16 protein-coding genes and 2 pseudogenes are annotated in these 17704 nt (G+C 70.3%); 6 read left to right on the top strand and 12 right to left on the bottom strand.

The window, feature by feature from the left end:
- Both F3J10_RS36390 and pdxA read left to right on the top strand, forming a co-directional pair.
- Nucleotides 1–175 (top strand): annotated as a pseudogene (locus tag F3J10_RS36390) (four-carbon acid sugar kinase family protein); the annotation flags it as partial.
- Between the two features lie 36 nt (nucleotides 176–211).
- On the top strand, nucleotides 212–1213 hold the full coding sequence (pdxA, locus tag F3J10_RS27725) for a 4-hydroxythreonine-4-phosphate dehydrogenase PdxA (RefSeq protein WP_167243447.1): 1002 nt from the start codon (nucleotides 212–214) through the stop codon (nucleotides 1211–1213).
- Nucleotides 1214–1246: 33 nt separating this feature from the next.
- On the opposite strand, the gene F3J10_RS27720 is transcribed toward pdxA, so the two are convergent.
- The 4 genes from F3J10_RS27720 to F3J10_RS27705 all read right to left on the bottom strand — a co-directional run bounded on the left by F3J10_RS27720 (nucleotide 1247) and on the right by F3J10_RS27705 (nucleotide 5748).
- Nucleotides 1247–2287 (bottom strand): porin, encoded by a 1041-nt coding sequence (locus F3J10_RS27720; protein ID WP_167243446.1) that lies wholly within the window; start codon nucleotides 2285–2287, stop codon nucleotides 1247–1249.
- Nucleotides 2288–2449: 162 nt separating this feature from the next.
- Entirely contained in the window at nucleotides 2450–3805 is a 1356-nt protein-coding gene (dctA, locus tag F3J10_RS27715; RefSeq protein ID WP_167243445.1) for a C4-dicarboxylate transporter DctA, read from the bottom strand.
- A gap of 115 nt (nucleotides 3806–3920) precedes the next feature.
- Nucleotides 3921–4853, bottom strand: a complete 933-nt coding sequence (locus F3J10_RS27710) for a hypothetical protein (protein WP_205200503.1) — start codon at nucleotides 4851–4853, stop codon at nucleotides 3921–3923.
- Nucleotides 4854–4896: 43 nt separating this feature from the next.
- Nucleotides 4897–5748: an amidohydrolase family protein gene (locus F3J10_RS27705; protein WP_166913192.1), complete on the bottom strand. Its 852-nt coding sequence runs from the start codon at nucleotides 5746–5748 to the stop codon at nucleotides 4897–4899.
- A 156-nt stretch (nucleotides 5749–5904) separates the two neighbouring features.
- Between F3J10_RS27705 and F3J10_RS27700 the strand changes: the two genes are divergently transcribed.
- Nucleotides 5905–7152: a LysR family transcriptional regulator gene (locus F3J10_RS27700; protein WP_166913193.1), complete on the top strand. Its 1248-nt coding sequence runs from the start codon at nucleotides 5905–5907 to the stop codon at nucleotides 7150–7152.
- A 42-nt stretch (nucleotides 7153–7194) separates the two neighbouring features.
- Here the strand turns inward: F3J10_RS27700 and F3J10_RS27695 are convergent, their stop codons facing one another.
- The 8 genes from F3J10_RS27695 to F3J10_RS27660 form a co-directional block, all read right to left on the bottom strand.
- A complete protein-coding gene (locus F3J10_RS27695) occupies nucleotides 7195–8367 on the bottom strand; it encodes an MFS transporter (protein WP_167243444.1) in 1173 nt (390 codons plus the stop codon).
- Entirely contained in the window at nucleotides 8352–8957 is a 606-nt protein-coding gene (locus tag F3J10_RS27690; RefSeq protein ID WP_167243443.1) for a cupin, read from the bottom strand. The genes F3J10_RS27695 and F3J10_RS27690 overlap by 16 nt, the downstream gene beginning before the upstream one ends.
- Before the next feature lie 192 nt (nucleotides 8958–9149).
- Entirely contained in the window at nucleotides 9150–9836 is a 687-nt protein-coding gene (locus F3J10_RS27685) for an SDR family NAD(P)-dependent oxidoreductase (protein ID WP_167243442.1), read from the bottom strand.
- 55 nt (nucleotides 9837–9891) lie between these two features.
- Nucleotides 9892–11229 carry an FAD-binding oxidoreductase gene (locus tag F3J10_RS27680; protein ID WP_025100015.1) on the bottom strand — a complete coding sequence of 446 codons (1338 nt, stop codon included), beginning with the start codon at nucleotides 11227–11229 and terminating at the stop codon, nucleotides 9892–9894.
- 57 nt (nucleotides 11230–11286) lie between these two features.
- Nucleotides 11287–12066 (bottom strand): amino acid ABC transporter permease, encoded by a 780-nt coding sequence (locus F3J10_RS27675; RefSeq protein WP_025100016.1) that lies wholly within the window; start codon nucleotides 12064–12066, stop codon nucleotides 11287–11289.
- A 94-nt stretch (nucleotides 12067–12160) separates the two neighbouring features.
- A complete protein-coding gene (locus tag F3J10_RS27670) occupies nucleotides 12161–12988 on the bottom strand; it encodes an ABC transporter substrate-binding protein (RefSeq protein WP_167243441.1) in 828 nt (275 codons plus the stop codon).
- Between the two features lie 57 nt (nucleotides 12989–13045).
- Nucleotides 13046–13771, bottom strand: a complete 726-nt coding sequence (locus tag F3J10_RS27665) for an amino acid ABC transporter ATP-binding protein (protein ID WP_167243440.1) — start codon at nucleotides 13769–13771, stop codon at nucleotides 13046–13048.
- Nucleotides 13772–13799: 28 nt separating this feature from the next.
- Nucleotides 13800–15134: an FAD-binding oxidoreductase gene (locus F3J10_RS27660; RefSeq protein ID WP_166913198.1), complete on the bottom strand. Its 1335-nt coding sequence runs from the start codon at nucleotides 15132–15134 to the stop codon at nucleotides 13800–13802.
- Nucleotides 15135–15267: 133 nt separating this feature from the next.
- Between F3J10_RS27660 and F3J10_RS27655 the strand changes: the two genes are divergently transcribed.
- From F3J10_RS27655 to F3J10_RS27645, 3 genes and pseudogenes are all read left to right on the top strand, one after another.
- Nucleotides 15268–16179 carry a LysR substrate-binding domain-containing protein gene (locus tag F3J10_RS27655; RefSeq protein WP_025100020.1) on the top strand — a complete coding sequence of 304 codons (912 nt, stop codon included), beginning with the start codon at nucleotides 15268–15270 and terminating at the stop codon, nucleotides 16177–16179.
- A 212-nt stretch (nucleotides 16180–16391) separates the two neighbouring features.
- A pseudogene (locus F3J10_RS27650) lies at nucleotides 16392–17363 on the top strand (Cache 3/Cache 2 fusion domain-containing protein); the annotation flags it as partial.
- Nucleotides 17364–17514: 151 nt separating this feature from the next.
- A partial coding sequence (locus tag F3J10_RS27645; protein ID WP_167243439.1) for a hypothetical protein occupies nucleotides 17515–17704 on the top strand: 190 nt, incomplete at its 3' end.

The raw sequence follows: 17704 nt of genomic DNA, 5'->3' as shown, positions 1-17704 counted from the left end.
CGCGCTGGAGCTGGCCCGCGAGATCGAGGCCGGCGTCGCGCTGGGCCGGCCCGCCGACGGCCGCGGCCCGCATGTCGTCACCAAGGCCGGCGCGTTCGGCACCGAACACGCGCTGCTGGGCGCCTACCGGCACCTGCGCGGCGAACCCGCTGCGCTCGTGCGCGACGGCGCCTGAAACCCTTCAAGCCTTCACCCCTGAACGAAACACATCATGAGCAACTATCTCCCCGTAATCGGCATCACGATGGGCGACGCGAGCGGCGTGGGCCCCGAGGTCGTGGTCAAGAGCCTCGCGCATGAATCGGTCTACCGGCAATGCCGGCCGCTGGTGATCGGCGACGCGCGCCGCCTGGCGCGCGCGATCGAGATCGTCGGCGGCCGGGCCACGGTGCGCCGCATCGACGACGCCACCGAGGCGCGCTACGAACCCGGCACGATCGACTGCATCGACCTCGGCCTGATTCCCGACGAACTGCCGTTCGGCCAGCTCTCGCCGGTGGCGGGCGACGCCGCCTACCGCTACATCGCGCGCGCGGTCGAGCTGGCGCAGGCCGGCCGGATCGACGCGATCTGCACCGCGCCGCTCAACAAGGAAGCGCTGCACGCCGGCGGCCACAAGTTCCCGGGCCACACCGAGATGCTGGCGCACCTGACCGGCGTCGAGGAGGTGTCGATGATGCTGGTGGCGCCGCAATTGCGCGTGATCCACGTCACCACCCACATCGGCATCATCGACGCGATCCGCAAGATCGAGCCGGGCCTGGTGCAGCGCACGATCGAGCGCGGCAACGCCACGCTGATCAAGGCCGGCATCGCGCGGCCGCGCATCGGCGTGTGCGGGATCAATCCGCATGCGGGCGAGAACGGCCTGTTCGGCTACGGCGAGGAAGAGCAGAAGATCATCCCGGCGGTCGAGCTGCTGCAGGCGCGCGGGCTCGACGTGACCGGCCCGCTGCCGGCCGACACGCTGTTCTATCGCGCCGGGCGCGGCGACTTCGACCTGGTGGTGGCGATGTATCACGACCAGGGCCACGGCCCGGTGAAGGTGCTGGGCCTGGAGGCGGGCGTCAACGTCACGGTCGGGCTGGAGGTGGTGCGCACCTCGGTCGACCACGGCACCGCCTTCGACATCGCCGGCAAGGGCATCGCCGACGAGGGCAGCATGCTCGAGGCGCTGCGCCAGGGCGCGGAACTGGCGACGCGGCGCGCCTGAAGCCGCGCGCGGGCGCGCGAGCGGCGCCTCGCCTCAGAACAGGTGGTCGATGCCGATCGTGAAGGCGCTCTGGCTGTTCACGCCGGCCGGGTTCAGGGTGCTGACCACCGCGTGCCTGTACGAGGTGTAGTCGAACTCGGCGTAGAGCGTGGTGCGCTTGGAGAGCAGGTAGGCCAGCGTCAGCACGCTCAGCCCGCGGCGGCCGGCCTTGTCGTTCGAGACGCCGGTCTGGTAGTAGGCGCCGCGGAACACGGTCACCGGGTTGATGGTCCAGGCGATGCCGCCGAAGCCGTTGTTGGTCACCTGGTGCGGCGCGCTCGGGCTCTGCAGGTCCTCCGACATGAAGCCGCCCGAGAAACGCACCGGGCCGAGCTTGTAGCTGGCGCCGAGCATGTAGTAGCTGTCGCCGGCGTAGGCGGTGCCGCTCAGGATGCTGCGATGGCCGTACACGCCGCCCACGGCGGCAGGCCCGAAGGCGACGCTCAGGCCCACCGCGCGCGTGGCGCCGCTGCTGAAATCGCCCGGCACCCCGCCGAAGGAATCGTCGGCCTCGAACAGCACCGGCCCGAAGCTGTTCTTGTACTTCACCGCATTGTTGTTGCGGGTGCCGTCGGAGGCCTGGGTGAGCGGGATGATCGGCGTGAAGTGGAAGTTGTACGGATCGTAGAGGCTGATGATGTCGTGCGCGATGGTGTACTGGCGCCCGAGATCGAGCGAGCCATAGCGCGCGTTGCCGATGCCGACGAAGGCCTGCCGGTTGAATTCGGTGCCGGTGGTGTTGTCGAACTGGCCGTTGCTGATGTTGAAGCCGCTTTCCAGCAGGAAGTGCGCGTTCCAGCCGTCGCCGAGCTCCTCGCGCGCACGGAAATCCAGCTTGTTCGAGCTGAAGTAGCCGTTGGAATTCTCGGTGGTGATCGAGCCGCCGCCCTTGGCGGCGTTCGTCTGGTGACGAATGCCGCCGTCCACCGTGCCGTAGAGCTGCACGCTCGATTGCGCGAACGTCGGGGCCGCCATCGTCAGTCCCAACGAGGCGGACAGCGTCAAGCGCACGCTTCTCCAGACCGCAAGTGCCATGGTGTGTCTCCTGATCTTGATATTTTTTGATCGCGAAACGGTTCGCGTCACTGCCATCGCTGTCGCATTCGATACGCACGACTAATCGATCACCGCACCGGCGCGCCGCCAGGCCTGCCGGTTCGGCGGCGCGCGGGACCTGCCGCGCGCCGCCAGGTCGTTTCAGTGACCGGCGGCGCCGCCCTTGCCGGGTTCGAGCCGGTTCAGCGCGCTCGAGTCGGGCTTGAAGCCGGTCTTCAGCTCGTGGCGCAACGCGTTGCGGTCGAGCGCCTTTTCCCAGTTCGCCACCACGATGGTGGCCACGCTGTTGCCGACGATGTTGGTGAACACGAAGGCGCTCGACATGGCCTTGTGGATGCCGAGGATCAGCGCGATCGATTCGACCGGGATGGTGTTGGAGGCCGCCAGGGTGGCCGCCAGCACCGCGATCGCCGCGCCCGAGACGCCCGCCGCGCCCTTGGAGGTCAGCAGCAGCACCGCCAGCAGCACCAGTTGCTCGTGCCAGCTCATCGGCGTGTTGGTCGCCTGGGCCAGGAACACCGCGGCCGCCGCGAAATACAGGCAGGTGCCGTCGTGGTTGAAGGTGTAGGCGGTGGGCAGCACCAGGCCGACCACCGACTTGTCGCAGCCGAGGCGTTCGAGCTTGTCGATCAGTTGCGGGAACACCGTTTCCGAGGAGCTGGTGCCGATCACCAGCAGCAGCTCGGCGCCGATGTAGCGCATCAGGCGCAGCAGGCTGAAGCCGTTGGCGCGCGCGATCGGCCAGAGGATCAGCGCGATGAAGATCACGCAGGTCAGGTAGAACTCGAGCACCAGCTTGCCCAGCGAGAGCAGGGTGCCCAGGCCGAACTTGCTGACCGTGTAGGCGATCGCGCCGAAGGCGGCCAGCGGCGCGATCTTCATGGTCAGGCCGATCACCCAGAACAGCGAGCCCGAGGCGGCATCGATGAAGTCGAGCGCCGGGCGGGCGCGCTCGCCGATCGCGGCCAGGCCGAAGGCGAACAGCACCGAGAAGAACAGCACCTGCAGCACGTCGCCGCCGGTGAAGGCGCTCAGCGCCGTGTGCGGGATCACGTTGAGCAGGAATTCGCTCATCGTCACCACGTGGTGGGCGCGGCTCACGTAGCTGTCGACGGCGGCCGAATGCACGTTGTGCATGTCCACGTTCATGCCGACGCCGGGCTTGAGCACGTTGATCACCACCAGGCCGATCACCAGCGCGAGCGAGGTGACCACCTCGAAATAGAGCAGCGCCTTGATGGCGATGCGCCCCACTTTCTTGAAATCGCTGACGCCCGCGATGCCGCTGCACACGGTGCAGAAGATGATCGGACCGATCAGCATCTGGATCACGCGGATGAAGGCATCGCCGACCGGTTGCAGGTCGATGCCGAACTTCGGGAAGACGTAGCCCGTGAGGATGCCGAGCGCCATGCCGGCCATCACCTGGAAGGACAGGTCGCGATAGAACGGGCGAGCTTTCCCGGGTTCGGTGGTGGATTTGCCGCGCGGGCTCATGCTGCTGTCTCCTTGTGTGGCAGGGGCGAACTCGGGTTCGCTCGAAACGGGTGAAACGCGATGGTCGGTTGCGCCTGCCCGGTGCGACGAAGCGAGGGGCAGGCGCGCGGGGCGCTCAGCGGGCCAGCTCGCCGAGCAGCTCGATGGTATCGGCGAAGATCTCGTCGACGCTCAGCTTGCGCGGCAGCAGTTGCTGGCGCTCGCAGTAGGCGAGCGTTTCCTCCAGCGGGCCGCGCAGCGCCTGGTAGCCGAAGGGCAGCTTGTCGGGCTTGCCGGCCTGGTCGGCGGCGGCCGCGGCCTTGCCGCGGCGCAGCAGCGTGTAGAGCGCTCGCACCGCCTGCGGCCGCTCCTCGAGCAGCGCCTGCCGGACCACCACCACGTGGTTGATCGGCACGTAGCGATGCAGCGCGTACCAGGCGCGGTCCGCCGCCGCCGCATCCGGGATCAGCGGCTCGAGGCCGGGTTCGTCGGGCAGGTCGTTGCCGAGGATCGCGGCATCGATCTCGCCCTCGCGCAGCATGCCCAGCAGGGACTTGCCTTCCACGCGCCGCACGAAGGGCGGGTCCCGGTATTCCTCCAGGTGCGCGCCCTCGATCGTAATCCAGTTCACCTGATCGAGCGGCACGCCGTAGGTTTCGTCGAGGATCGCGCGCACCCACATGCCGGTGGTCTGCGTATAGGCGCGCACGCCGATCCGCTTGCCCGCCAGGTCCCCGAGATCGAGCTTGCCGCGCCGCGCGTCGTGGATGATGCAGCCTTGCTGGAAGCGCGCCGCGACCACCGCGGGCAGCAGGGCCACCGGCTTGCCGTAGGCCTTGGCCTGCAGGTAGGTGACGATCGCCATCTCGCTCACGTCGTAGGCCTGGTGGCGCGCCATCGGCGCGAAGGCGCGGTGGATCGGCTCCACCTCCTGGAAGGCGAGCGCGAGCGCGGGATCGGCGAGCTCGCCGGAGATCAGCGCCCGCGTATGCGGGTAGGACTTCAGCGCGATGCTCAGCGGCGCGGTGCCGGCCTGGCCTGCGGGGTCGATCGAAGCTTCGGTGTTCAAGTTCGGGTTCCTGAGCAATACGGGTGCGTGGCGCGGGCGCGCATCAGGCGGCCAGCGCGGGGTAGACGCTGCGCGCCGTGCCGCCGAAGATCGCCTGTTGCGCGTCCGTTGGCAGCATCGACAGGCTCTCGCGCGCCTCGGCCAGCAGTTGCGGCAGCGAACCTTCCGCGGCGGGGAAATTCGAGCCCCAGGCGATGCGATGCGCGCCGAAGGCGTCCAGCACGCGCGGGAAGAAGGCGGCGGGCGTCGAGGCGCCGCGCGAGGCTTCCGCGATGGTGCGGTTGGTCAGCTTGAGGAACACGCCCGGGTGCGAGGCGAGGCTGAACAGCGGCTCGGCCGCTGCGTAGGGCGGCCCGCCGGCCAGCTCCGGACGCGCCAGGTGGTCGAGCAGCACACGGATTTCGGGGAAGCGCGCCAGCATGTTGAGCAGCGCCGGGATGCCCTGCGCGGTCATCTGCAGGCAGATCGACACGCCATGGCGTTGCGCGTGCTCCCACACCGGGAACGAGCGCTCGTCGTCGAGCCAGCCGGCCTGGCCGGGCATGGTGCTGCCGGTGGTGAACAGGCGCAGGCCGGACAGGCCCGCGTCGAGCCAGCGCTGCATCTGCTCGACCGCGTCGTGGGCCAGCACGTCGACCGAGAACACGCCCGCGAAGCGATCGGGATGGCGGCGCACCGCCTCGACCACATAACTATTGTCGTTGCCGTAGACCGTCGAGGCCTGCACCACCACGGCGCGCTCGATGCCCGCCGCGTCGAGCGAGTCGAGCAGGCCCTCCAGGCTGACGGGCCGCTTCACCGACCATTCCGACTGATGCCCCCCGACCGGAGCGAGCGGATAACGCTCGGTATCCGGGGAAATCACGTGGGTATGGGTGTCGATGATGACGGACATGAACTGCCTCCTGACAGGTAACGATTTGATCGAATGAGCGCTACTTTACGGGCGCGGCCGGCCCTCGCCTTAATATGAAGTGCGGCACGAGGCATAAATTCTGGTTAAGCTAGGGGTTTTCTCCGAGGCGCGTGAAGCGCCATGGCAAGGGGCGCGATGAGTCAAATCGACGGCGAGGAGCACGACGAGACGCACGACGAGGAGCGGGCCGGATTGCGGCGCCTGTTCCTGTTCGACGCGGTGTGCGAGACCGGCGGCATCGGCCAGGCGGCAGCGCGCGCGGGCCGGACCCAGCCGGCGGTGAGCCTGGCGATCGGCAAGCTGGAGGCGGGTTTCGGCTGCCGGCTGTTCGAGCGCGGCTTCGGCGGCAGCGAGCTGACCGAGGAGGGGCGGATCCTGCAGCGCCGGGTGCGGCGCATGCTGGAGCAGATGGAGCGCGCCGTGGCCGCGCTGACCGGCCAGCCGGCCGCGGCGGCCAATGTCGGCAAGATCTGCCGGCACCTGAGCGACGCGCAGGTGCGCTGCCATATCGCGATCGCCGAGGCCGGCTCGGCGACCGAGGCCGCGCGCGCGCTCGGCATCTCGCAGCCGGCCGTGCATCGCGCGGCGCGCCAGATCGAGCAGACCGTCGGCGTGTCGCTGTACCGGCGGCGCGTGCACAGCGTGCTGGCCAATCCCGCCGGCGTCGAATTCGCGCGCTGCCTGAGCCTGGCGCTCTACGAGATCAAGCAGGCCGGCGAGGAGCTCGAGCTGGCACGCGGGCAGCGCAGCGGCCGCGTCGCGATCGGCGTGCTGCCGCTGCTGCCGCCGCGGCTGGTGGCGCGGGCGATCCAGCGCCTGCGCGAACGGTATCCGGCCGCGCGCGTGACGGTCGACGAGGGTTCGCACGCGCGCCTGCTGCGCGAGCTCGGCAGCGGCGCGATCGACATCGTGATCGGCGGCCTGCGCGAGCCGCGGCTGGCCGGCATCGTGCAGGAAACCGAACTGTTCGCCGATCCCTACGTGGTGGCGGTGCGCAAGGGGCACCGGCTGGCGCGCAAGCGCGCCGTCCAGGTGCGGGACCTGGCCGACGACGACTGGGTGGTGCCGCAGCGCGACGTGCCGCGCCGCCGGGTGATCGAGGCGATGCTGGCGCGCCTGCCGCGCAAGCCGCCGATGCGGGTGGAGACCAGCTCGCTGGCGATGATGATGGCGATGCTGGTGGAGAGCGATTGCATCACGCTGCTCACGCGCTCGCAGATCCGCGAGGCCTATCCGGGCAGCGGCATGGTCGAGCTGGCGCTGGAGACGCCCGAAGCCTCGCGCGTGGTGGGCTACACCACGCGCACCGACTGGCTGGCGACGGCGGTGCAGCAGGCCTTCGTCGAGCAGTTGCGCCGGGAGTGCGAGACGCTGGCCGACTGATGGTGGTCACGACGGCGATCACGACGGCGATCGTGACGGCGCTCAGGCGTCCTTCAGCACCTGCGCGACCTGCCGGATCCCCAGCAGGGCGATCGCGCCCATCGTGACCGAGATGGCGGCCAGGCCGCCGCGCAGGCTGGTCGCGTGCGTGAGCGCGCCGATCAGCGGCGGCCCGAACAGCATGCCCGCGTAGGCGAAGCGCCCCACGCCGGCCACCCCGGCCGCGGCGCTCATGCCCGGCAGCCGGGTGCCGGCCAGGAAGAAGAAGGGCATGAAGTTGGCCACGCCGAGCCCCATCAGCGCGAAGCCGGCCAGGCTCGCCGCCGGCAACGGCACGGCGATGGCCAGCGTGATGCCGGCGAAACCGAGCCAGGCGCTGGCGCGGAGGATCGTCTTCACGCTCAGGCGCCGGCGCAGCGGATCGGCGCCGAAGCGGCCCAGCGCCATGCCGGCCGAGAACAGCGCGTAGCCGTAGCTGCTGGTGTCGAGTGAGGCGCCGGTCACGTCGCGCAGGTAGATGGCGGCCCAGTCGTACATCGCGCCCTCGCAGACCAGCCCGAGAAAGGCGATGCCGCCGAGGATCCACAGCACGCGAGGGATGCCGGCGCCGCCAGGGGATGCCTCGTCGTGCCCGGCGGGTGGATCGGCGAGCAGCCGCGACGATGCGTAGAGGGCGCTGGCGCACAGCAGCGCCGCGACGATCGCCAGATGTAGGCGCGGCGACACGCCGGCGGCCAGCATGGCGCCGCCGAACGCCGCGCCGGCCATGCCGCCGACGCTGAACATGCCGTGCATGCTCGACATGATCGGCCGTTCGAGCCGGGTCTCGAGGTTCGCGGCCTGCACGTTCATGGCGACGTCGAAGGCGGCCATCGCCATGCCGAACACGGCGAGGATCGGCAGCATCAGGGCGAAGCGGCCGGCCAGCGGAATCGCCAGCAGGGCCGCGGCGTAGACGAAGCTGCTCTGCGTGAGCGCCCGGGCGCTGCCCACGCGCGCCACCCAGCCGCCGACGTGCTTCATCGCCAGCACGGCGCCGGCGGCCACGCACAGCATCGCGATCGACATCTGCGCCTCGGAGGCGCCGAAGGCGGCCTTGAGCACGGGAATCTGCACGCCCCAGGTGGCGAAGCTCGCGCCGTTCATGAAGAACTGCGCCATGGTCGGCAAGGTGGCCCGGCGCGCGGCGCGCGCGGGCATCAGGATCGATGCCATAGGGTGCTCAACGGGGGATGCATGCCGTTGACCGGGTCGCTGTCCGGGAACGGCAGGTGGCGCATGCGCTCGCTCATCTCGGGGGTGGGCGCATCGCGGCAGACGTCCCAGTCCTGCCCCGGCGGATAGGCGCCCACCACCAGGAAGTCCGGCGTCGAGGACAACTCGCAATGGCCGGTGCCGGTCGGCAGCAGGAGCGCGTCGCCGCGCTCGACCCGCAGCTCGTGCCCGCCGGGGCCGCCCAGCATCAGGCGCGCGCTGCCGGCCGCGATGCCGAGTACCTCGTGCGCGGTGGAGTGGTAGTGGTGATAGGGGTAGACGCCCGCGCGCCATTGCGGCACCCAGCCGTTGCGGCGGAACCCTTGCTCGAAGGCGGCGGCGAGATCCTCGCCCTGCAGGGCCTGGCGATAGAGCAGCACGGGCAGTTGCGGGTTGTTCGGCACCCAGCCGTTGCGGGCGAGCAGCAGTTGTTGCGGATTCATGGCGGCCTCGGTCGAGGTGTCGGCGGCGACGGCGTGGGCGAGGCCCGTGGAGGCGGCGCCGAGCGCCAGCAGGCCCTGGACGAAGCGCCGGCGGTTCAGCGGGGGCATGGTCGGGATTTCCGTTCGGTTCGTTGGGACGAACTATGCCAGCCGACTTCGCCTTGCAGAAATGCGATATTTCGATGCCATGCATCTATGGCATAGATGAATCGTCGGGCGGGGCGCGGCGAGGGGAGGAGAAGGCGACGCGGTGAACCGCCGAGGGTGCCGAAGCGATCGTCGCGCCTCGGCGGTGCCTCGTCAGAACAGGTCCTCGTGCCGGCAATTCACCAGCAACTCGGCGATGCTGGCCGAATCCGGCATCTCGATCGTGTTCGCGACCAGCCGGGCGATATCCTCGGGCTGGGTCATCGCCTCGGCCGGCAGGTCGGCGATGCCGGCTGCCATCTCGGTGTTGACGAAGCCGGGGCACACCGCCACCGCGCGCAGCCCTTGGTCCCAGCCCGCGCGGCGCACCGCGTGCGTCAAGGCGATGGTGGCGTGCTTCGACATCTGGTAGCCGACGTTGCCGTTGCGCACGCGCTTGCCCGACAGCGAGGCGATCTGCACGAAGCGCGCGCTGCCGGCGCGGCGCAGATGCGGCAGCGCCGCCTGCACCAGCCGGAACGGCGCCTTGACGTTGACGTCGAGCGTCTCGTCGAGCAGCGCGTCGGTGCCGTCCTCGAAGCCGATCTGGCGGCAGATGCCGGCATTGCTGACCAGCACGTCGATGCGCCCGAAGCGCGCCACGGTGGCCTCGACCCAGGCCCGCGCGGCGTCCGGCTCGCGCGCCTCGTAGCTTGCCAGCAGCGCGTCGCCGAAGCGGCCGGCCAGCGCCGCCGGTTCGCGCACGCCCAGCGACAGCCGGTAGCCGCGCCGCTGCAATTCGCCGGCGATCGCCAGCCCGATGCCGCGGTTCGCACCGGAGATCATCGCCACCTTGTCCATGCGTCATGTGCCTCGTGTTGACGGCGGCGCAGTCTCGCTGCCCCGCCGCCGCGGATCAGAACCCGGCATCGATCACGATCTTCGTGCCGTCGGAGAAACGGGTGAGCCGGAACGCATGCGGATCGACCAGCGGCGCGTCGTTGGCGACCAGGTCGGCCATCAAGCGGCCCGCGCCGGGGCCGATGCCGAAGCCATGCCCGGAGAAGCCGGTGGCGATGAAACAGCCCGGCAGGCGCTCGACGCCGGAGATCACCGGAATCGCGTCGGGCGTGACGTCCATGTAGCCGGCCCAGCGCTGCGCGATGCGCGCCTGCGCCAGGTGCGGAAACACCCGCTTGAATTCCGCCAGGCCCGGGTCGACATAGCGCGCGATCGGCTCGGGGTCGAGCGTGCGCACGCGTTCGAATTCGGTGGGGCGGTCCAGCGCCCAGCGGCGCGGGCGGCGCAGCTCCTCGACGAAGCGCCGGCCGATGCCGAGCCGCATCGCGCCGCCCTGGCTCTTCAGGGCCTCGAGATACTGGAAGAACAGCTTGAACGCGTCGGGCGTGAGATCGGTCCGGGTGCGAAAGCCCGCCGCGATCGTGTAGCCGCCGTCGGCGCGCTTGCGGAACGCGTAATGCTTGTTGCTGGCGCTGAGCTCGGGGCCGCCGTCGAGCGGCTCGGTGCGCATCACCGAGGCGCGTACCAGCAGTTGCGGCAGCTCGATGTCGAGGCTGCCGCAGAAATAGCGGGTCCAGGCGCCGCCGGCCACCACCACGGCCGAGCAGGCGATCGTGCCGTGCTCGGTCACCACCGCGCTGGCGCGGCCGGCGCTGGTCTCGATGCCGCGCGCCGCGCAGGGCGCGAGGATCGACACGCCGCGCCGGCGCAGCGCGTTGGCGATCGCGGGCGCGGCCTTCTGCGGCTCGGCGCGCGCGTCGCCGGGCGTGTAGAGCCCGCCGCGGTAGCGCACCGTGGCGCCGGGCAGCAGCGAGTCGATCTCGGCGGTGCCCACCTCGCGCGTGTCGAAGCTGTCGCCGGCCTCGTCGCGCGCGCGCCGCAGCCAGTCGCGATGATCCTCGATGGCGGCTTCGTCCTCGGACATGTAGAGGATCCCGCACTGGCGGAAGCCCGTCTCGATGCCGAGCGTGGCGTCCAGCGTGCGCCAGATCCGCAGGCTCTCGATCGCCAGCCGCAGCTCGCGCGGGTCGCGCCGCGTGACGCGCACCCAGCCCCAGTTGCGGCTCGACTGCTCGCCGGCGATATGGCCTTTCTCGCACAGCGCCACGGACAAACCCTTGTCGGCCAGCGCGAGCGCGGTGCTCACGCCGATGATGCCGCCGCCGATCACCACCACGTCCGCGCGCTCGGGCGGCCTGATGTCTTCTGCTACGGGGTCGACTTTCGGTCCCATCTCGGATGCGATCTCCTGTGGTTCATGAGGGCGAGGGCGGCGAACCATGCCGCGCGCTCAGTGGCGCGGCGCGACGCGCGAGACCGCCGCGCGCAGGGCGCGCCGCATCGCGGTGGCGCGCTCGGGCCGCTGCGTGCCGGGGTTGGCGTGGCGGTTGGTCCAGCGGTCCAGGTGGTTGATCGCGTGGGTGAGCGGCACGGTGATCAGCAGGTAGACGGCGCCGGCGGCCACCAGCGGCGAGAGGTTGGCGGTGTTGACCGCCGTGTTCTGGCCGATCGTGAAGAGATCGCGCTGCGAGGTCAGCAGGCCGAGGAAGTACACCAGGCTCGAATCCTTGACGATCGAGATGAACTGGTTGGCCAGCGCGGGCAGGATGCGCCGGATCCCTTGCGGCACGATCACGTGGCGCATGCTGCTCCAGTAGCTCATGCCCAGCGCCTGGCAGGCGTAGAGCTGGCCGCGGCCCACGCTCTGGATGCCGGAGCGGAAGATCTCGGCGATATAGGCCGAGGAGATCAGCGCCAGCGCCACGATCGCGAGCGGATACGGATTCGGCCCGAACAGCGCCAGCCCGACCGGCGCCAGCCCCTGGCCGACCACCAGGATCACCAGCGCGGCCGGCAGCCCGCGGAACACGTCCACGTAGATGCGCGCCGGCGTGGTCAGCCAGCGCGTGGGCGACACCGCCATCAGCGCCAGCACCATGCCCGCCAGGATGCCGAGCAGGGTGGAGAACACCGACAGCACCAGCGTGTTGACCAGGCCGGTGTAGAGCAGCGAGGGCAGCGACGAGACCAGCAACTGCCAGTCGAGGAAGTTCTCGATGAAGGCCTGCATGGTGGACTCCTCCTGATCGTGAAAGGGACCGGGCGCGGCGGCGCGCTGGGTTGCCGGCTCAATTGCCGGCTCAGTTGTCGGCTCGGTTACCGGCTCAGTTGCCGGTCTTCATCGCATAGGGCGGCAGGCTGGTGGGCGTCGGGTAGGTCGGGTTGAACTGCTTGTAGAGCTTGAGCCAGGTGCCGTCCGCCACCAGCGCGTCGATCGACTTGTTCAGCGCCTGCGCCAGCTTGCTGTTGCCCTTGCGCAGCGGGAAGCCGGCCGGCAGGTTGACCGCCGAGATGTCGAGCTTGTCCTGCAGGTCCAGTTGCGGATACTTGGCCTGCAGCCCGACCGCGAGCGTCTTGTCGATGAAGTAGCCGTCGATGTACTTCGAGCGCAGTTGCAGGAAGCCGGCGTTCAGGTTCGGGAAGCGCACCACCTGGGCGCCGGGGATGTAGGTATCGGCATAGGTGTCCTCGATGGTGCCCTGCACCACGCCGATCCGCTTGCCCTTCACCGTGGCGACATCGGCGCCGATCGCGCTGCCCGGCAGGGTCGTCACGCTCAGCAGGCCGGTCAGGTAGCCCTCGGAGAAGTCGACCATCTTGAGGCGGTCGGTGGTGATCGAGATCGAGCCGGCGGCCACGTCGAGCTGGCGGTTCGCCACGCCCGGCAGCATCCCGGCGAAGTCCTGCGCGCGGAACTCCACCTGCAGCCCGAGCCGCGCGCCGATCGCGCGCAGCAGCTCGACGTCGAAGCCCGTCATCTTGCCGTTGTCGACGTAGGAATAGGGCTTGTTGTTGGCGTCCACGCCGGCGATCAGCCGGCCCGGCGTGAGCGTGCCGAGGTCGTCGGCGGCCGCGGCCGGGGCGGCGCACAAGGCGGCGAGGGACAGCGGCACGGCGATCGCGGCGGCGCGCAGGAACTGGCTCAAACGCATGACGGAACTCCTTCGTGGCAAGGGTAGGGCGAACGGGAAGCGGGTGCTGGGCCGTGCTCAGTGCAGGATGCGCGACAGGAATTCCCGCGCGCGGGCCGAGCGCGGCCGCTCGAAGAATGGCTCGCTGCGGTCGTCCTCGACGATCGCGCCGCGGTCCATGAACAGGATGCGATCGGCCACGCGCCGCGCGAAGCCCATCTCGTGGGTCACGCACAGCATGGTCATGCCTTCGCGCGCGAGCTCGCTCATCACCTCGAGCACCTCGTGCACCCTCTCCGGATCGAGCGCGGAGGTGGGCTCGTCGAACAGCATCGCCACCGGGTCCATCGACAGCGCGCGTGCGATCGCAACGCGCTGCTGCTGGCCGCCGGAAAGCTGCGCGGGAAAGCGATCCTCGTGCGCATGCAGGCCGACTCGCCGGAGCAGCACGCGTGCCCGCTCGGCGGCCTCGTCGCGGCGCCGTCGCAGCACCTTGACCTGCGCCAGCACCAGGTTCTCGCGCACCGTCAGGTGCGGGAACAGCTCGAAGTGCTGGAACACCATGCCGACCGAGGCGCGCAGCGCGGCGAGCTGCGCCGCGCTGCCGCCCACGCGGCGCCCGTCGACGAGGATCTCGCCTTGCTGGATCGCCTCCAGCCCGTTGATCGACTTGATCAGGGTGGACTTGCCCGAGCCCGAGGGGCCGCAGATCACCACCACCTCGCCGCGCGCGACCGTCGTCGAGCAAGCGTCGAGCACGCGATGCTCGCCATACCATTTCGAAACCTTGTTCAAGCTGATCATCGCCGGCTCCTGCGGGTCGAACCTCGAATCATGCGAGCGCGCTGCGATGGCGGCCGCTCCAGTAATCGTCGAGCTGGTAGAGCGCCGCGCCCACCGGCACCGCCAGCGAGCGCGCCAGCCCCATCGGGCCGAGCGGAAAGCCGCCCTCGCCGAACGGCCCGGCCTCGGCGGCGGCGCCCACCAGGCGGCGCGCGATGCGCTGGCCGAGCCAGCTCATCAGGGCCACGCCGTTGCCGTTGCAGCCCAGCGCGTAGTGGATGCCGTCGGCCTCGCCGAGGTGGGCGAGGCGGTCGGTGGTCATCGCCACGAAACCCTTCCAGGCATGCGTGAGCCGCACGTCGCGCAGCGCCGGCCACAGGCCGACCAGCTTGGCGTGGAGCCGCCGCGCCGCGTCGCGTTCGTCGAGATCGCGGATCGCCGGGCGCGAGCCGAACAGGATGCGCGTGCCGTCCGGCGAGGGCCGCGTGTAGAACAGGTTGCGCCGCGAATCGCTGACCATGCGCCGGCCGGGATTGAGCGCATCCATCAGGCCCGGCGGCAGCGGCTCGGTGGCGATCTGGTAGCTCGCCACCGGCAGCACGCGGCGCGCGAGGAAGGGCAGCAGGTCGCCGGTATAGCCGTTGGTGGCGACCAGCACGCGCGCGGCCTCGATCGTGCCGCGCGCGGTATGCACGCGAAACCGCGCGGCCCGGCCGCCGCCGAGCCGCTCGATGCGCTCGGCGCCGGCATGCGAGTGCAGGCTGGCGCCGCGTCGGCGCGCGAGAGCGCGCAGGGCGCGATGGTATTTCGCGGTGTGCAGGCCGCCGTAATCGTCGATCAGGATGCCGCCGTAGTAGTAGTCGCTGCCGATCAGCGCGCGCTGCTGCTCGCGCGAGATCACGTGGACGGTCACGCCGGTCTTGTCGCGCAGCAGTTCGCCCTGGGCGCGCAGGGTATCGAAGTGGCGCGTGGTGTAGGCGCCGAAGAAACGGCCGCTGATCTGCAGGTCCGCGTCGAGCCCTTCGTCGGCGATCAACTGCTTGAGGAAGTCGAAGCTGGCGATCGATTCGCGCATCAGCCGCTGCAGGCGCTCGGCCGAGACGCCGCGGATCGCCCTGGTCAGCGCGAGCTTCTGGCCGCTGGAGACCATCCCGCCGCTGCGCGTGCTGCCGCCCGCGCCGAGCTCGGCCGCGTCGATCACGGCGGTGGCCAGGCCGTGGCGCGCGGCCTCGGCCGCCGCCGACAGGCCGCAGTAGCCGCTGCCGATCACCAGCAGTTCGACCGAGCCGGGCAGCGGCGAACGGTCGGTCTCGGGCGGCGCCGCGTCCCACCAATAAGGCGCGAGACGGAAGTCGTCGTGGAACAGCAGGGCGTCGGGTCGCATCCGGGCTCCGTCGTGCAGAGGTCGGGACCAGTCTAGGTTTGCGCCGCTCATGCGGTCAAATAGCGACAAAAACAGCTTCCATTCATTTTTGATATGGCAACCTGCCAGGGGATCCGGACCAGGCGGGGCACGCATGAATCAACGGCAGATCGAGGCATTCCGGCTGGTGATGCTGCGCGGCTCGATGACGGCCGCCGCGGAGGAGATGGGCACCTCGCAGCCGAGCGTGAGCCGGCTGATCGCGGAACTGGAGGCGGCCACCGGGCTGGCGCTGTTCGTGCGCCACGGCGGGCGGATCCGCGCCACCGACGCGGGCACCGCCTTCTATCGCGAGGTCGACCGCAGCTTCGTCGGGCTCGAGAAGCTCGGGCAGGCGGCGCGCGAGATCCGCCAGTTCGGCAGCGGCCGGCTGCGCCTGGTGGCCGCGCCGATCATGGCGCTGTCCTTCCTGCCGGCCGTGATCGAGGATTTCCTGGCCGAGCATCCGCGCGTGGCGGTGTCGCTGGAAATGCGCAGCGAGGGCACGATCCAGCGCTGGGCCTCCTCGTCGAGCTGCGATATCGGTTTCGCGACCACCCCGCCCGAGGTGGTGGAGGTGACCAGCGTCGACCTGTATCGGCTGCCGGGCGTCTGCGCGCTGCCGGCCGGGCATGCGCTGGCCGCGCGCGAGCGCATCGTGGCGGCCGACCTGCGCGGCGAGCGCCTGATCCTGCCGTCCTACGCGGACGACACGCGCGCCTCGGTCGATCGTGTGCTGCGCCAGGCCGAAGCGCTGCAGGTGCCGGCGATCGAGACGCCCTATGGCGCGACGATCTGCGCGCTGGTGGCGCGCGGGCTCGGGGTGGGCGTGGTGAATCCGCTGGCGATCGAGGAGACGAACCCCGCGCGCATCGTGTTCCGGCCGTTCGCGCCGGAGATCCTGTTTCGCGGCTTCACCGTGTGCCCGCGATGGCAGCAGGAGAAACCGATCGTGCAGGTGTTCCTGGCGATGGCGCGGGCGCGCATGGCGAAGGTCCGGGCGGCGATCGCGTCAGGGCTTGGCTAGCCGGGGCCGCCGCGTCGGGCGGCCATATGCATGCGCGCGCCGATTCTTTCGTCGCTGGAAGCAGTTTGAAATATGTCTGAAATGACATATTCAAGATCCCCGGGAAACTGCCGATAAGGGCGGGTACCGCGCACGCCTTGTCGCGCGGGCCGTGGAGCCGCGAGGCGTCTCGCCGTCCATCCACGGTCTTTTCCTGTCACTGCCGGTCCCTTATGAACTTCCTTGCCTTGCGCCGCGCCGGTATCGGTGTGCGGCTCGCGATTCTTTCCTGCCTGCTGTTCGCGCTGAGCCTCGCCGTGTTCGCCTGGGCCCTGACGCGCACCGCCGGCACGCACGTGACCGACCAGGTGCTGCTGCGCATCGCCGAGCGCAACCAGTCGATCGCCGAGACCATCGCCTTGTTCGACAAGGCCCTGGGCACCGAGGTCGGGCGCTCGATGACGCAGTTCGAGAGCCTGCTGCCCGGCGGTTTTTCGCTGGACCCCGCGCAAACGATCAACATCCAGGGCACCGATGCGCCGACGCTGAAGGTGGGCGATCGCGTGCTCGACCTGGACTTCACGATCCCCGACGAATTCCTCGCCCGCAGCGGCGCGATCGCGACCATCTTCGCGCGGCGCGGCGACGATTTCGTGCGCGTCACCACCTCGCTGAAGAAGGCCGACGGCACGCGTGCGATCGGCACCCTGCTCGACCGCAAGGGGCCCGCCTACGGCCCGGTCGCGTCGGGCCGCAGCTACACGGGCCTGGCCGCGCTGTTCGGCAAACGTTACATCACCCAGTACAAGCCGATCAGCGACGCGAGCGGGCGCGTGATCGGCGCGCTGTTCGTCGGCGTGGACGTCGGCGCGGAGATCGCCTCGATCGAGGACGGCATCCGCCGCCAGAAGATCGGCGAGAGCGGCTACTTCCTGGCGATCGACGCCTCGGGCGGCGCGGATCGCGGCAAGTACCTCGTCCATCCGCGCGCCGAGGGCAAGCCGGCCGAGGACACCGACCTGCCGGTGCGGCGCATGCTCGAGGCCGGGCAGGGCCGGCTCGACTACGTGTCGGCCGACGCGGCGCTCGGCGAGCGCGAGGCGCGCGCCAAGTACGTGGTGTTCCAGACCCTGCCCGAATGGCACTGGCTGGTGGCCGGCATTGCCCCGCGCGACGAGGTGATGGCGGACGTCACGGCCACCCGCGCGCCGAGGGCAAGCCGGCCGAGGACACCGACCTGCCGGTGCGGCGCATGCTCGAGGCCGGGCAGGGCCGGCTCGACTACGTGTCGGCCGACGCGGCGCTCGGCGAGCGCGAGGCGCGCGCCAAGTACGTGGTGTTCCAGACCCTGCCCGAATGGCACTGGCTGGTGGCCGGCATTGCCCCGCGCGACGAGGTGATGGCGGACGTCACGGCCACCCGCGCGCCGAGGGCAAGCCGGCCGAGGACACCGACCTGCCGGTGCGGCGCATGCTCGAGGCCGGGCAGGGCCGGCTCGACTACGTGTCGGCCGACGCGGCGCTCGGCGAGCGCGAGGCGCGCGCCA

Origin of the sequence: Burkholderia sp. Cy-637 (assembly GCF_011753175.1) — a bacterium.
In the GTDB taxonomy this organism is placed as follows: domain Bacteria; phylum Pseudomonadota; class Gammaproteobacteria; order Burkholderiales; family Burkholderiaceae; genus Burkholderia; species Burkholderia gladioli.
Note: the sequence above shows the minus strand (reverse complement) of the source record. Positions and strands in the feature narration are given on the sequence as shown.

Excerpts from the sequence above, each read along its gene's own strand:
- pdxA (WP_167243447.1), top strand. The coding sequence starts at position 212 with ATGAGCAACTATCTCCCCGTAATCGGCATCACGATGGGCGACGCGAGC.
- F3J10_RS27720 (WP_167243446.1), bottom strand. The coding sequence starts at position 2,287 with ATGGCACTTGCGGTCTGGAGAAGCGTGCGCTTGACGCTGTCCGCCTCG.
- dctA (WP_167243445.1), bottom strand. The coding sequence starts at position 3,805 with ATGAGCCCGCGCGGCAAATCCACCACCGAACCCGGGAAAGCTCGCCCG.
- F3J10_RS27705 (WP_166913192.1), bottom strand. The coding sequence starts at position 5,748 with ATGTCCGTCATCATCGACACCCATACCCACGTGATTTCCCCGGATACC.
- F3J10_RS27700 (WP_166913193.1), top strand. The coding sequence starts at position 5,905 with ATGAGTCAAATCGACGGCGAGGAGCACGACGAGACGCACGACGAGGAG.
- F3J10_RS27695 (WP_167243444.1), bottom strand. The coding sequence starts at position 8,367 with ATGGCATCGATCCTGATGCCCGCGCGCGCCGCGCGCCGGGCCACCTTG.
- F3J10_RS27690 (WP_167243443.1), bottom strand. The coding sequence starts at position 8,957 with ATGCCCCCGCTGAACCGCCGGCGCTTCGTCCAGGGCCTGCTGGCGCTC.
- F3J10_RS27685 (WP_167243442.1), bottom strand. The coding sequence starts at position 9,836 with ATGGACAAGGTGGCGATGATCTCCGGTGCGAACCGCGGCATCGGGCTG.
- F3J10_RS27680 (WP_025100015.1), bottom strand. The coding sequence starts at position 11,229 with ATGGGACCGAAAGTCGACCCCGTAGCAGAAGACATCAGGCCGCCCGAG.
- F3J10_RS27675 (WP_025100016.1), bottom strand. The coding sequence starts at position 12,066 with ATGCAGGCCTTCATCGAGAACTTCCTCGACTGGCAGTTGCTGGTCTCG.
- F3J10_RS27670 (WP_167243441.1), bottom strand. The coding sequence starts at position 12,988 with ATGCGTTTGAGCCAGTTCCTGCGCGCCGCCGCGATCGCCGTGCCGCTG.
- F3J10_RS27665 (WP_167243440.1), bottom strand. The coding sequence starts at position 13,771 with ATGATCAGCTTGAACAAGGTTTCGAAATGGTATGGCGAGCATCGCGTG.
- F3J10_RS27660 (WP_166913198.1), bottom strand. The coding sequence starts at position 15,134 with ATGCGACCCGACGCCCTGCTGTTCCACGACGACTTCCGTCTCGCGCCT.
- F3J10_RS27655 (WP_025100020.1), top strand. The coding sequence starts at position 15,268 with ATGAATCAACGGCAGATCGAGGCATTCCGGCTGGTGATGCTGCGCGGC.